General features: G+C 73.0%; 11 protein-coding genes. 5 read left to right on the top strand and 6 right to left on the bottom strand.

The features are described 5' to 3' along the window. The first annotated feature begins 53 nt into the window (after positions 1-53). Both KBY47_RS06745 and KBY47_RS06740 read left to right on the top strand, forming a co-directional pair. Positions 54-1,019 carry an oxygenase MpaB family protein gene (locus KBY47_RS06745; protein ID WP_210920023.1) on the top strand — a complete coding sequence of 322 codons (966 nt, stop codon included), beginning with the start codon at positions 54-56 and terminating at the stop codon, positions 1,017-1,019. Next, positions 1,016-2,521, top strand: coding sequence for an aldehyde dehydrogenase family protein (locus KBY47_RS06740; protein ID WP_210920022.1), 1,506 nt, complete (start codon positions 1,016-1,018; stop codon positions 2,519-2,521). The genes KBY47_RS06745 and KBY47_RS06740 overlap by 4 nt, the downstream gene beginning before the upstream one ends. A 25-nt stretch (positions 2,522-2,546) precedes the next feature. On the opposite strand, the gene KBY47_RS06735 is transcribed toward KBY47_RS06740, so the two are convergent. After that, positions 2,547-3,176 carry a TetR/AcrR family transcriptional regulator gene (locus tag KBY47_RS06735; protein ID WP_210920021.1) on the bottom strand — a complete coding sequence of 210 codons (630 nt, stop codon included), beginning with the start codon at positions 3,174-3,176 and terminating at the stop codon, positions 2,547-2,549. A gap of 89 nt (positions 3,177-3,265) precedes the next feature. Here KBY47_RS06735 and KBY47_RS06730 point away from each other — a divergent pair, with 89 nt between their 5' ends. Continuing rightward, on the top strand, positions 3,266-4,405 hold the full coding sequence (locus tag KBY47_RS06730; protein WP_210920020.1) for an acyl-CoA dehydrogenase family protein: 1,140 nt from the start codon (positions 3,266-3,268) through the stop codon (positions 4,403-4,405). A gap of 73 nt (positions 4,406-4,478) precedes the next feature. Here KBY47_RS06730 and KBY47_RS06725 read toward each other — a convergent pair whose 3' ends face one another. From KBY47_RS06725 to KBY47_RS06715, 3 genes are read right to left on the bottom strand one after another with little or no spacing between them, the layout of a single operon-like run. Continuing rightward, positions 4,479-6,308 (bottom strand): long-chain fatty acid--CoA ligase, encoded by a 1,830-nt coding sequence (locus KBY47_RS06725; RefSeq protein ID WP_210920019.1) that lies wholly within the window; start codon positions 6,306-6,308, stop codon positions 4,479-4,481. A gap of 47 nt (positions 6,309-6,355) precedes the next feature. After that, positions 6,356-7,498 carry an acyl-CoA dehydrogenase family protein gene (locus tag KBY47_RS06720; protein WP_210920018.1) on the bottom strand — a complete coding sequence of 381 codons (1,143 nt, stop codon included), beginning with the start codon at positions 7,496-7,498 and terminating at the stop codon, positions 6,356-6,358. Between the two features lies 1 nt (position 7,499). Continuing rightward, on the bottom strand, positions 7,500-8,525 hold the full coding sequence (locus KBY47_RS06715) for an LLM class F420-dependent oxidoreductase (protein WP_210920017.1): 1,026 nt from the start codon (positions 8,523-8,525) through the stop codon (positions 7,500-7,502). Positions 8,526-8,719: 194 nt separating this feature from the next. Between KBY47_RS06715 and KBY47_RS06710 the strand changes: the two genes are divergently transcribed. Further along, on the top strand, positions 8,720-9,424 hold the full coding sequence (locus tag KBY47_RS06710) for a TetR/AcrR family transcriptional regulator (protein ID WP_210920016.1): 705 nt from the start codon (positions 8,720-8,722) through the stop codon (positions 9,422-9,424). A 253-nt stretch (positions 9,425-9,677) separates the two neighbouring features. Next, entirely contained in the window at positions 9,678-10,328 is a 651-nt protein-coding gene (locus tag KBY47_RS06705) for a CBS domain-containing protein (protein WP_210920015.1), read from the top strand. Positions 10,329-10,354: 26 nt separating this feature from the next. Here the strand turns inward: KBY47_RS06705 and KBY47_RS06700 are convergent, their stop codons facing one another. Both KBY47_RS06700 and KBY47_RS06695 read right to left on the bottom strand, forming a co-directional pair. Then, positions 10,355-12,262: a hypothetical protein gene (locus KBY47_RS06700; RefSeq protein WP_210920014.1), complete on the bottom strand. Its 1,908-nt coding sequence runs from the start codon at positions 12,260-12,262 to the stop codon at positions 10,355-10,357. Between the two features lie 72 nt (positions 12,263-12,334). After that, the gene (locus tag KBY47_RS06695) at positions 12,335-13,018 is read right to left on the bottom strand and encodes a TetR/AcrR family transcriptional regulator (protein WP_210920181.1); all 684 of its coding nucleotides are present in this window, start codon (positions 13,016-13,018) and stop codon (positions 12,335-12,337) included. Positions 13,019-13,112 lie beyond the last annotated feature (94 nt).

Genomic DNA, 13,112 nt, shown 5'->3' with positions numbered 1-13,112 from the left:
CTTCGGCTCACCGACGAGATCGCCCGCCCCCGCGCACCGACAGGAGATCGCCCATGGGTCGCTACGGCAGGCTCCGCCGCATCCAGCAGATGGACCCGCTCCACGACCACGAGCAGATCTTCCGCTGGATCACCCAGTACGAGTTCCCGCGCGACTACCTCAACGGGGTCTCGGTCGCCTTCCTGCGCGACTACGGCGTCCCCCGCGTCTCCCGGCTCCTGGACCGCACCCAGGAGTTCGAGCGGGCCGGACAGAAGCGCTACGACGACACCGTGCTGATGGCGTACGAGCTGGTCCGCGACGGGATCGGCTCCGAGCACGGCCGGGCCACCGTGCGGCACCTCAACCGCATCCACGGCCGCTACCGCATCCCCAACGAGGACTACCTGTACGTGCTCGCGACCACGGTGGTCGGCCCCAAGCGGTGGATCGACCGGTACGGCTGGCGGCCCCTGTCGGAGCCGGAGACGGAGAGTCTCGCGCTGGTGGGACGGCGCATGGGCGAGATGATGGGGATCAGCCGATTACCGCGCGACTACACGGAGTTCGAGCGGTTCCACGACGCCTACGAACGCGAGATGTTCGCCTACGACCCCGCCAACCGGAGGGTCGCGGCGGCCACCTTGCGGGTCCTCACCGACTGGTACCCGGCCCCGCTGCGCCCGCTGGCCGCACGCGCCTCGCTCGCCGTCCTCGACGAGCCGCTGCTCACCGCGCTCGGCTTCCGCCCGCAGCCGCGCTGGGTGCGGACCGCCACCCACCGCGCCCTGCGGGCCCGCGCCGCGCTGATACGACTGCTGCCGCCCCGCCCCGAGTTCCTGCCGCGGCGGCCCAAGCCGCGCAGCTACCCCTTCGGCTGGACGCTGGACGACCTCGGCCCGCACTGGGCCCAGTCCCGGCCGCTCACCCCGCTCCCGGACGAGAACCCGGCGGAGGGGGCGGACCCACGGTCCGCGCCCGCCGTCCCGGCCCCGGCGCGGACCCCCGGACAACCCGTTCCGCCACAGGAGGCCCGATGACCGGCACGACCCCGCAGACCACACCCCGCACCGAGACCTTCGTCTCGTACGCGCCCGCGACCGGTGAGCCCGTCGGCGAGCACCCGGTGGCCGGGCCGGAGGCGGTCGGCCGGGCCGTGGCCCGGGCCCGGGCCGCCGGGGCGACCTGGGCCGCCCTGTCGCACGCCGAGCGCCGCGCCCGGCTGCTGCGCTGGAAGCGGGCGATCGCCGACTCGCTGGACACCGTGGCCGGGACCATCGCGGCGGAGACCGGCAAGCCGCACGGTGACGCCGAACTGGAGGTGGTGCTCACCCTCGAGCACCTGGCGTGGGCGGCCCGCAACGCCGGGCGGGTACTGCGGCGGCGCCGGGTGGGCAGCGGGCTGTTCGCCGCCCACCAACGGGCCACGCTGGTGCACCGGCCGCTCGGCACCATCGGGGTGATCGGCCCGTGGAACTACCCCTTGTACACCCCGATGGGCTCCATCGGCTACGCGCTGGCGGCCGGGAACGCCGTGGTGTTCAAGCCCTCCGAACTGACCCCGGGCACGGGCGTGCTGCTCGCCCGGCTCTTCGACGAGACCCTGCCCGCGCACGCGGGAGTGCTCTGCGTCGTCACCGGCGCGGCGGCGACGGGCGGGGCGCTGGCCCGCTCCGGGGTGGACAAGGTGGCGTTCACCGGCTCCCCCGGCACCGCGCGCAAGGTGATGGCGGTGTGCGCCGAGTCGCTGACGCCGTTCCTCGCGGAGTGCGGCGGCAAGGACGCGGTGATCGTGACCGCGGACGCCGACCTGGACGCCGCGGCCGACGCGATCGTGTGGGGCGCGCTGAGCAACGCGGGCCAGACCTGCGCGGGCGTCGAACGCGTCTACGCGGTACGGGATGTCCACGGCGCGCTGTGCGAGCGGGTCGTGGAGCGGGCCCGCGCGCTCAGGCCCGGCGCGGCGCCGGACGCGCACTACGGGCCGATGACCATGCCGGGGCAGACCGCCGTCGTGGAGCGGCACGTCAGCGGGGCGCTGGCGGCCGGGGCGCGGGCGCTGCTGGGCGGCGCGGAGTCGGTGTCGGGGCCGGTGGTCACCCCGGTGGTGCTGGCCGGGGCGCCGGAGGACTCGGCGGCGATGACGGAGGAGACCTTCGGGCCGACCGTGGCGATCAACGAGGTGGCGGACGTGGACGAGGCGGTGGCCCGCGCCAACGCCTCGCGGTACGCCCTCGGGGCCGCGGTGTTCTGCGGGAACCGGCGCCGGGGCGCGGCGATCGCGGCCCGGCTGGACTCGGGGGCGGTGTCGGTGAACTCGGTGCTCGGGTTCGCGGCGATCCCGGCACTGCCGTTCGGCGGTTCGAGGGACTCCGGGTTCGGGCGGATCCACGGGGCGGAGGGGTTGCGTGCGTTCACGGCCGTGCAGTCGGTGACGGTCCAGCGGTTCGCCCCGCCGATGAACCTGACCTCGTTCGGTGCCCCGGCTGCCGTGCGGGAGCGTGCGGTGCGGCTGGCCCGGGGGCTGCACCGGCGGCGGTGAACCGCCGGGCGCCCGCCGGCGGCGGTCAGGCGTTCAGCAGGGGCGCCAGATAGCGGCGGGCGAAGGCGCGGGCCTGGTCGTCGTCCTCCATCTCGATGCAGCTGGTGGGGTTCAGCAGGAAGGAGACGGCGACCCGGACCATGAGTTCGGCGACGGGCCGGGGGTCGGAGCCGGGCCTGCCCTCGGCCTGCTGGGCGCGGCGCAGATGGGCCGTCAGATAGTCGACGGTGGCGGTGAGGGAGGGGCCGCCCTGCACGGTCAGGTACGGCAGCACCACCTCGGGCTCCAGGCGCAGCAGCCCGCCGAAGAGCGGATGGGCCCGGGTGTGCCGCAGGGCCACCACGAAGCCCTCCACGACCCGTTCCTCCATGGTCGGCAGGGCCGCCACCGCGGCGTCCAGCTGCTGGAAGAACCGGCTGCCCTCGCGCAGCAGACAGGCCTCGACGAGGTTGTCCTTGCTCTGGAAGCGGCGGTAGACGGTGACGCGGGAGACCCCGGCCCGTTTGGCGACGTCGTCCATCGACGAGCGGCGCAGGCCGAAGATCGTGAACTGCTCCAGCGCGGCGTCGAGGATGCGCCGCGCCACTTTTTCCTCCGTCTCGGGCTGGGCGAGGGCCCGGGCGAGCAGGGAGTCGTTCGCGGAAGTCGTCTTCATGGTGCTTCTCACGATACCGCCACACCGTCGGTCGAGATACTGTGAGACGGAAAGCATATCTTTGTAACACCCGGACTCGGGAGGAACCCATGGGCAGTCGTCTCACCGAAGAACAGTCCGACTTCGTCGCGGCCATCCGCGACTTCGCCAGACGCGAGTGCGGCACCCGCGAACAACGGGACGCGCTGACCAAGGGGGGCCGCACGGCCCACGACCCCGGGCTGTACGGCAGGCTCGCCGAGCTGGGCTGGCTGGGGGTGTGCCTGCCCGAGGAGTACGGCGGCGCGGGCGGCGGACTCGCCGACGCCTGTCTGTTCCTGGAGGAGACCGCCTACGGCATGGTCCCGGCGGGCGGCTTCATCACCACCGTCATCGCCGCCAAGGCCTACGAGCGGTTCGGCACCGAGGTCCAGCGGCGTGAGGTGCTCGGTGGTGCCGTGCGCGGCGACGTCCTCTCCATCGCCATGTCGGAGCCCGGCGCCGGGTCCGACGTGGGCGCGCTGCGCTGCAAGGCCGAACGCCTGCCGGACGGCGACTGGCTGGTCGAGGGCCAGAAGACCTGGATCTCCAGCGCCCACCACGCCCGTAGCATCCTGCTGGTGGCCCGCACCGGCCCGGACAAGCACGGCGGTCTGACGATGTTCCACCTGCCCGCCGGGACCCCCGGCGTGGCGATCCGGGGCATCGAGACCATGGGCGGCGACGAGGTCAACGACGTCTTCCTCACCGGCGTACGACTGCCCGCCGACGCCACCGTCGGTCAGGTCGGCGACGGCTGGAAGCAGTTGATGGCGGGGCTGAACTACGAGCGGCTGTTCCTGGCGGCCAACATGCTGGGCCTGGCCCGCCGCGCCTTCGACGACGCCCTCGCCCACATCAGCGAGCGCGAGCAGTTCGGGCGGCCCGTCGGCTCCTTCCAGGCCCTGCGGCACCGGATCGCCGACCTCGCCACGGAGATCGAGTGCACCCGGCTGCTGATCCGCGACGTCGCGGCGGACTGCGACGCGCGGCCCGAGCGGCTCTTCCCGCGCGAGGCGTCCATGGCCAAGCTCAAGGCCACCGAGACCGCCAAGCGGACGGCCCTGGAGGGCATGCAGATGATGGGCGGCTACGGCTACGCCACCGAGTACGACATGGAGCGCCATCTGCGGGCCGCGGTGGTCTCCACGGTCTACGGCGGCACCAGCGAGATCCAGCGGGACCTGATCGGCAAGACCTACGGCCTGTGACGGGCCCCGCACCGCGATGACAGTGGTCGCCACCCCCGCCCGGGTGTGGCGACCACCGGTACGTGAAGGGGACTCAGTCGCCGTAGAGCGCGGCCAGGTCGGCGCCGTACTTGTCCCGGATGATCCGGCGCCGCATCTTCAGCGACGGCGTCAGCTCGCCGGTCGCCGGTCCCCACTCCTCGGTCAGCAGCCGGTAGCGCTTGACCTGTTCGGTGCGGTTCAGCCGGGAGTTGGCCGCGGCCACCGCCCGGTCCACCTCGGCCCGCACCACCGGGTGCGCGGCGAGGCCGGTGAGGCCGGTCCCGGCCTCGACACCGTGGGCCGTGGCCCACGCCGGTGCGGCCTCCGGGTCGAGCACCAGCAGGGCGACGAGATAGGAGCGGTTGTCGCCGTGCACCAGGGCCTGCCCGATCAGCGGGTGTTCCTTGAGGGCGTTCTCCACCAGCGCCGGGGAGACGTTCTTCCCCGTGGAGGTGATGATCATCTCCTTCTTGCGGTCGGTGAGCCAGAGGTACCCGTCCTCGTCGAGACGGCCGATGTCGCCGGTGGCCAGCCAGCCGTCGGCGTCGACCGCGGGCCGCACGGACCCGTCCTCGCGCAGATAGCCGGAGAAGACGGACGGACCGCGCACCTCTATCTCGCCGTCCGCGGCGACGCGGACCTCCACCTCCCCGACGGGCCTGCCCACCGAGCCCAGCCTGAAGCCGGTGCGGGGGCTGTTGGTGGTGGCGACGCCGGTGGTCTCGGTCAGCCCCCAGGCGTCCATGATGACGATGCCGAAACCCGCCCAGAACCTCACCACGTCCAGCGGCATCGGCGCCGACGCGCTCGCCGCCCAGGTCACCCGGTCGAGGCCGCCCGCGGCCAGCAGCGGCAGCAGCACCTCCGTCCGGCAGCGGTCGTAGCGCTCCTGGAGTTCCGGCGGCGGGGTCTCGCCCCGTTCGCGGTACCCGACGTACTCGCGGGCCACCTCCGCGGCGTCGTCGATGACCTGGCGCTGCTCGGGCGGCATCAGCGACAGCACGGCCCGCACGGTCGCGGCCAGCTTCTCCCACACCCGCGGCACCCCGAAGAACTGCGCCGGACGCACCCTGCGCACGATGTCGCCGACGCCCGCCGGGTCGGCGCACAGGTGCACATGGGAGGCCCGGTGGCAGGGCAGGTAGATGCCCAGCATCCGCTCGGCGATATGGGCGAACGGCAGGTAGCAGATGTGGTCCACGTGCGGCGGCAGCTCCACCACGGCGTCCAGCGCCAGCGCGTTGGCGAGCACATGACGGTGGGTCAGCACGACGCCCTTGGGCTCGCCGGTGGTGCCGGAGGTGTAGACGACGGTCAGCGGGTCGTCTGGGCGGGCGGCGTCCAGCGCCTTGCCGAACTCCGCCGGGACCGGTTCGTCCTGGAGGGCCGCGTACGCGAGGTGCGCTCCCTCCTGGTCCGGCTCGACCACGACCAGCCGTTCCAGCGGGGTGCCGGGGTCGTCGAGGAGCGGCGCCCACACCGCCACCTGCGCCGCGCCCTCCACCACGGCGACCCTGGCCCGGCAGTTGCGGGCGATGTGGGTGATCTGCTCGGGCGCCGCGGTGCCGTAGACGCTGACCGGGACCGCGCCGATGCGGACCAGTGCCAGGTCGGAGAGCCAGTGCTCGGGGCGGTTGGCCATCATCAGCAGGACGTGGTCACCGCCGCCGACGCCCAGTGCGGCGTACCCGGCGGCGAGGCGGGCGGTGTCCTCGTGGACCTGCGCCCAGGTGCGGGTCGTCCACTCGCCGTCCGGCTGCCGCCAGGACACGGCGGGCAGGCCGGGGTAGTCACGTGCGTTGCGGGTCAGCAGCAGCGGCAGGGTCGCGTCCGCCGGTGTCGCTGGCTGCTGGTCCCCGCTCGTGCGGGGGGCTGACGTCATCGGAGCCTCCTTGCGGGTCGGGGTGGAACGCCGGGCGACGGAAGCGCTCAGCCGAGCAGGGACCGGCCGATGATCTCCTTCATGATCTCCGTGGTGCCGCCGTAGATGGTCTGGACCCGGCCGTCGACGAACGCCTTCGCGACCCGGTACTCGGTCATGTAGCCGTAGCCGCCGTGCAGTTGCAGACAGCGGTCGGCGACCCGCTTCTGGAGTTCGGTCGCCCACCACTTGGCCATCGACGCGTCCACGGGGGTGAGCCGTCCCCGGTCGTGCTCGGTGATACAGCGGTCGACGAAGGCGCGGGTGACGGCCGCCTCGGTGGCCATCTCGGCGATCTCGAAGCGGATGTGCTGGAGCCGGGCGAGCGGCCTGCCGAAGGCCTCCCGCTCCTTCACGTACCGCGTGGTGACGTCGAGGATCTCCTCCGCGGCGGCGGCCGCGCCGACGGCGATGGCCAGCCGCTCCTGGGCGAGGTTGGCCATCAGGTAGGTGAAGGCCTGGTTCTCCTCGCCCAGCAGGTTCTCCTTGGGCACCCGCACGTCGTCGAAGAAGAGTTCGGCGGTGTCCTGGGCCTTCTGTCCGATCTTGTCTAGGTTGCGGCCGCGTTCGAAGCCGGGCGTGCCGCGCTCGACGACCAGCAGGCTCTGTCCGCCACTGCCGCCCTCGGGGGTGGTGCGGGCGACGACCACGACGAGGTCGGCGAGAATGCCGTTGGAGATGAAGGTCTTGGCGCCGTTGAGCAGGTAGTGGTCGCCCTGGTCGGTGGCGGTGGTCCGGATGCCCTGGAGGTCGGAGCCGGTACCGGGCTCGGTCATGGCGATGGCGGTGACGATCTCGCCGGAGGTGAAGCCGGGCAGCCAGCGCCGCTTCTGTTCGTCGGTGGCGAGACGGGTGAGGTACGGCCCGACGATGTCGTTGTGCAGACTCAGCGCGAGACCCGAGGCGCCCGCGCGGACGAACTCCTCGATGAGGACGGCGCTGTGCCGGAAGTCGGCGGTGCCCCCGCCGCCGTACTCCTCGTCGACGGCGAGCCCCAGCAGGCCCTGGCGTCCCGCCGACCGCCACACCTCGCGGTCGACCACGCCCTCCCGCTCCCACCGTTCGTGGTGCGGCAGCACCTCCTTGGTCAGGAAGGTGCGGACGGTCTCACGGAAGGCCTCGTGCTCCGGGCCGTAGAGTTCCCTCTCCATGTCACAACCAGCTCCTCACGCGCTCGACGAGCCGGGCGGGCTCGGGTCCGACGGGGGTGATGTTGAGCATCGTCACGCCCGACTCGCGGAAGGCCTCGACGCGGTCGCGCACATGACCCTCCGGGCCCGCCAGACTGATCAGTTCCAGCAGTTCGCCGGGTACGGCGGCCTCCGCGTCCTTCTTGCGGCCCGCCAGGTAGTGCTCCTGGATCGCGGCGGCCTCGGCCTCGTAGCCGTAGGCGCACACCAGGTCGTGGTAGAAGTTGCGGCCCTTCGCGCCCATGCCGCCGACGTAGAGGGCGACGGTGGGGCGCATCAGGTCACGGACGTCCGCGGCGTGTTCGCCGATGGCGAGAAGTCCGCCCGCCACCACGGACAGCGGTCCGAGCGCCGGGTCGCGCCGTGCGGCGCCCTCCGCGAGCGAGTCGCCCCACACCTTGGCCGCGTGTTCGGGGGCGTAGAGGAAGGGCAGCCAGCCGTCGGCGAGTTCGGCGGTCATACGGACGTTGGCGGGGCCGAGCGCGGCGACGTACACCGGGATGGTGTCGCGGACCGGGTGGGTGAGCAGCTTCAGCGGCTTGCCGAGGCCGGTGCCCTGGTCGGGCGGGAGCGGCAGGTCGGTGATGCCCTGGTGCTCGATCACCTCGCGGCGCCAGATCCGCCGGGACAGCTCGATCACCTCGCGGGTGCGGCCCAGCGGGCGGTCGTAGCGGCGGCCGTGCCAGCCCTCGACCACCTGCGGCCCGGACGCGCCGATGCCGAGCAGGGCGCGGCCTCCGGTGAGGGCGTCGAGTCCGGCGGCGGTCTGGGCGATCAGCGCGGGGGTGCGGGAGTAGACGTTGAGGATCGCCGAGCCGACCCGCAGCCGCTCGGTGCGGGCGGCCAGATAGCCCATGATCGTCGGGGAGTCGAAGCCGTACGCCTCGGCCACCCAGACGGCGTCGAGCCCCGCGGGCTCCAGGGCGGCGGCCTGGTCCGCGGCGATGCGCGGGTCTCCCGCGTACGTCAGGGGGGTGGACAGTTCCATTCACGGGGCCCTTCACGAGTTCGAGTGCTCTCGGTTCTCCGCACACCTGGAACGTACTGAGCGTTCGCTAAGAACGTAGGAGCGAGGGGGCGGATGGTCAACTCCTGTGTCACACTCGGTTTTCAAGGTGCCGATCACCGGGAGAGCACCGCGTCGCCTGAGCGATCGACAAGCATCACGAGCGAGGAGAGGCGTTGAGCATCGAGCCGAGCCAGGACACCGCACCCCTCACCCAGCACTGGCGCTCCTACGGGCCGCTCGAACTGCACCCGATCCTGCTGCACGCCATGCGGGCGTTCAACGAGCACGGGTACCACGGCACCTCGGTGCGCGACATCGCCTCCCGGGTCGGCGTGACCGTGCCCGCCCTCTACTACCACTACGAGAACAAGCAGGCCCTGCTCGCCACCCTGCTCGAGACGTCCATGAAGGACGTCCTGGACCGCTGCCGGGCCGCCGCGGCGGAGGCGGGCGACGATCCGCTGCGCCGCTTCTGCGGCATGGTCGAGTCGATCGTCCTCTACATGGCCCACCGCAAGGGCCTGGCCTTCCTGGACACCGAGATCCGCAGCCTGGAGCCGCAGAACCGGGCCCGCTACGTCGCCCTGCGCGACTACCTCCAGCACATGCTGCTCGACACCGTCGAGGCGGGCATCGCCCGCGGTGTCTTCACCACCCCGATCCCCTCCGACGCGGTCCGCGCGGTCCTCGTCATGTGCCAGGGCGTCGCCAACTGGTACCGCGCCGACGGCCCCCTCACCGCCGAGGAGGTCGCCGAACGGCACGTCCTGCTCAGCCTCGGCACGGTCGGCCACCCCGGCGCGGTCACCGGCGAGGGCGAGCTGCCGGTGGCCCGGCCGCGCGGACGCGGGCCGCGCGCGGTGCGTCAGGCTCGCTGATCAGGGGCGGGCGCCGGGCCGGACGGGACACCTTGCCCAGGGCCGGTCGGCCCGACCCGGGGTCCGCTCAGCCCTGTGCGGCAGGAGCCCGCGCGACGGATTCTGAAGGCGTGGGCTCCACGAGGAGCGACATCCAGGGCCGCACCGGGGCCGTACCGAGTACGTACCGGGTCCGCACGGGCCCACACCGGGTCCGCACGGGCCCGCACGGGTCCGCACCGGCGAGTCCGCGACCGGTCGAGGAGGAACAGCGATGAAGGCCACCAGCATCGGCGCGCTCATGGTCCGCGACGTCATCACGGCCGACCCCGGCACGCCGCTGGAGGACGCCGTCGGCCTGTTCCGGGAGCACCGTGTCAGCGGGCTTCCGGTGGTCGACGGGGACGACCGGGTCATCGGGGTGATCTCCGAGCGCGACCTGGTGCTCCGCCGCTCGCGCACCGGGACGGTGGGCGAGGTCATGTCGGTGCCCGCCGTCACCGTGCGGGCCGACGCCCCGGTCCCCGAGGCCGCCCGGCTGCTCGCCGAGCACGAGATCAAACGGCTGCCCGTGGTGGACGACGAGGACCGGCTCGTCGGCATCGTCACCCGGCGCGAACTCCTCCAGGTATTCCTGCGCACCGACGAGCACATCCGGCACCAGATCCGGCGCCGGGTCTTCACCGACACCCTCGCCGTCGACCCGGAAGCCGTCGACATCACCGTCCGGGACGGTGTCGTCACGCTCACCGGACGGCTGGAGCGGCGCAGCGACGTCAAGGTCGCCATCGGCATGACGACCCGCCTCGACGGGGTCGTCACCGTGCTCGACCAGCTGTCGTACCGCGTCGACGACTCCCGCCCGCGCCCCGCCGAGGAGGCGGCCCTGCACGGGGTGACGGACGACTGGCTGCGCGGGGCCTGAACCCGGGCCGCCCTGGAATAGCCCTGTCAGGACAGCCGCGTCTCGGCCGTCGTGCTGGTGAAGCCGTTGGTCGTGGTGATGCGCAGCCGTACGTCGTCGCCCGGCTGGAACTGGCCGCGGTCGACGTCGACCGTGGGCTCCTTGAGGCCGACGCCGACGGTGCGCCAGGTGCGTCCGCCGTCCGCGCTGATCTGTGCGGAGTAGGAGTAGTCGGGCTCGGTGTCCTGGTCGAACTCCAGCGTCATGCGGAGCATGCCGTCGATGCCGCCCGCGTCCCGCGCCGCCCGCAGCTCCGGTGGGCTGCCCGCCGGGTGGAAGGTGTCCACCACGTCGCCGTCGAGGAGGAGTTCGACGGCCTCGGGAGCCGGGCCGACGGAGGTCACGGCGTCGATCAGGCCGGTGCGGTCGGCGCCGGGCTCCGGTTCCGAGCCCAGCTTGACCGGGACCCGGACCTCCCGGGGCGCGGCCCCGCCGGACTGGAGCACCCTCAGCACTGCGGTCGGGCCGCCCTGGTCGCCGCCGGGGGCCGGTGCGCCCGCCGGGCCCGGCACCACCGCCGAGGGCTCCACCGGGTGCACGAACCGGATGCCGCCCTCGTGCCGGGTCAGGTTCACCGTCCCCACGATGCTGACGAGTTGCCCCGGGCCCCCGCCGTCGGGTGACGGTCCCGCCGTCTCCCCGGCGTGCGCCGCCCTGCGGACCGTGGTGACGGGCCGCGCCGGGTCGCGGTCGTCGGGGCGTCCGCTGCCGGTGCCCGTCCCCGCGGCCACCGTCGTCGCCCAGTGCGCCGAGGAGGGCATCGGGACGGGTTCCGCCTCGGGGGCGCCGCCCGACACCAGGGCGTCCTCGGCGAGCAGACGGCGCCTGATGCCGTCGTAGGTGTACGAGCTGAGCCACTGGCGCGCGCAGTACGTCATCACGTCGTGCCACTGTTCGCCGGGCAGCGCCCGCATGGGTACGCCGAGGGCCGGGTCGCCCACGTCGAAGCCGACGTAGCCGTGCGTGGCGTCGCCCAACTGGCCGTTGTCGAAGGGGTAGTTCAGCAGGTCGTCGTGGCTCTCCCCGCAGAAGCCGGGGTGGCGGCGGCCGAAGGTGTGGCCCAGTTCGTGGCCGCCGTACCAGTCGCCGTACACGCCGTCGAAGTCCCAGCCGAAGCTGCCGGGCCCGGTCGGTCCCGAGGCCACCGTGCCGGGGTCGGGGAACGCCGGGATCCCGGCGGCCGAGCCGCGCATGTAGAACCCGCTGTCGGCGACCACCCCGTAGTAGTGGGTGCGCTGGTCGGCGCCCGCGCTCATGTCCAGGGCGCGCAGGGCGGCCAGTTGGGCGTTGATGTCGTCCGAGGTGAAGTCGGGCACGGCCATCGCGTCGACGACTCCGCGGCTGCTGATGACCTCGGCCACGGGATAGGCGCGTCCCAGCCAGGACAGCAGTGCCCGGTAGTCCAGTTCCCGCGGCGCGCGGACGGTGGGCGGGCTGCCGTACCGGTAGCGCATGCCGAGGACGCGCACCCGCAGCGGCGCCCCGGCGCGGAACCAGACCGTCGGACCGGCGGGCCCGGTCAGCGGCAGCGGCTGCCCGCCGGTCGCGTCGACGACGTTGACCGCGCCGACACCGAGCGCTCCCTCGGTCGTCAGCCAGGACGGGAGCACGAAGTTCAGGCTGAGTCCGGCGTCCCCACGACGGGTGGCGAGGTCGTGGGGCTGGGCCGGATCGAGGGTGACGGTGTTGACCGAGGCGATCGTGGTGGACGGTTCCGCCGGGGAGCGGCGGACGGCGATGGCGCCCCGCACGGAGACCGCGGGTCCGGAGGTACTCCTCAGGTACAGCCGGACGACGGTGGTCTTCCCCGCGATCAGGGTCACCGAATGGTTGAGGTCCTGCACGGCCTGGGTGATCTCGGCCGCGTCCAGGACCGCTTGTGGCTGCGAAGACATGTGCTGACCCCCAGAGCGGGTGGTCCCCTGTGACCCACTCTAGTGAGGCGGGGGTGGGTGCGCGCGTCGGCGTCAGCGCCCGGGCGTCCCCTCGATCAGCCGTCGCAGCGCGGGGAGCAGGGCGTCGAGGTCCTGGCCGCTGCGGAAGGCGACGACGGTCGTGCCGGCGCCGTCGCCGTCCCGCGCCGAGGGCGCCGGGAACAGCGCGAGCACCTCGCGCATCGCCTCGTCGACTTCCGCCACCGGGTCGGAGGACTCCCCGCGCAGCCACCGCCGCAGCACGTGGTTGTGGGCCGCGACCACGGACGCCGCCATCAGCTCGGCCCGCAGCGAGGCCGATGCCGTCGGGTCGCCCATCCATTCGGCGATGAACTCCCGGAACAGCCGCTGGTAGCGGGCCACGCTGGCGATCTCCCGGTCCCGCAGCACGGCCACCTTGCTGGTCAGCGCGTACCGGCGGCGGGCGAGATCGCCCTCCTCGACGTAGTGCAGCAGCACCAGGCGGACCGCGTCCGAGACGGCGACCAGGGCGGTGCTGTGGCTGGACGTCGACAGCCGGTCCCGGATCAGGTCGAGCAGCCGGTCGTGGTCGGGGAAGATCACGGCTTCCTTGGACCGGTAGTGCCGGAAGAACGTCGTCCGCCCGACGCCCGCCCGCTCGGCGATCTCGTCGACGGTGGTCTGCTCGTATCCGCGTTCGTCGAAGAGCGCGAAGGCGGCGTCGGCGAGCCGGATCCGCACCGGCGGCTTGCTCATGACGGGTGACGAGTGGTCCGGCATGAGGATCAGACTAACGCCACGGCCCGGGTGGAGAGCGAGCGCGCACCTGGCGCCTCTCCCCTGATTCCGC

The organism is Streptomyces sp. B93 (assembly GCF_018070565.1).
In the GTDB taxonomy this organism is placed as follows: domain Bacteria; phylum Actinomycetota; class Actinomycetes; order Streptomycetales; family Streptomycetaceae; genus Streptomyces.
Note: the sequence above shows the minus strand (reverse complement) of the source record. Positions and strands in the feature narration are given on the sequence as shown.

What these genes read in the sequence shown, in the direction of transcription:
- KBY47_RS06745 (WP_210920023.1), top strand. Translation starts at nt 54, where the DNA reads ATGGGTCGCTACGGCAGGCTCCGCCGCATCCAGCAGATGGACCCGCTC.
- KBY47_RS06740 (WP_210920022.1), top strand. Translation starts at nt 1,016, where the DNA reads ATGACCGGCACGACCCCGCAGACCACACCCCGCACCGAGACCTTCGTC.
- KBY47_RS06735 (WP_210920021.1), bottom strand. Translation starts at nt 3,176, where the DNA reads ATGAAGACGACTTCCGCGAACGACTCCCTGCTCGCCCGGGCCCTCGCC.
- KBY47_RS06730 (WP_210920020.1), top strand. Translation starts at nt 3,266, where the DNA reads ATGGGCAGTCGTCTCACCGAAGAACAGTCCGACTTCGTCGCGGCCATC.
- KBY47_RS06725 (WP_210920019.1), bottom strand. Translation starts at nt 6,308, where the DNA reads ATGACGTCAGCCCCCCGCACGAGCGGGGACCAGCAGCCAGCGACACCG.
- KBY47_RS06720 (WP_210920018.1), bottom strand. Translation starts at nt 7,498, where the DNA reads ATGGAGAGGGAACTCTACGGCCCGGAGCACGAGGCCTTCCGTGAGACC.
- KBY47_RS06715 (WP_210920017.1), bottom strand. Translation starts at nt 8,525, where the DNA reads ATGGAACTGTCCACCCCCCTGACGTACGCGGGAGACCCGCGCATCGCC.
- KBY47_RS06705 (WP_210920015.1), top strand. Translation starts at nt 9,678, where the DNA reads ATGAAGGCCACCAGCATCGGCGCGCTCATGGTCCGCGACGTCATCACG.
- KBY47_RS06700 (WP_210920014.1), bottom strand. Translation starts at nt 12,262, where the DNA reads ATGTCTTCGCAGCCACAAGCGGTCCTGGACGCGGCCGAGATCACCCAG.
- KBY47_RS06695 (WP_210920181.1), bottom strand. Translation starts at nt 13,018, where the DNA reads ATGAGCAAGCCGCCGGTGCGGATCCGGCTCGCCGACGCCGCCTTCGCG.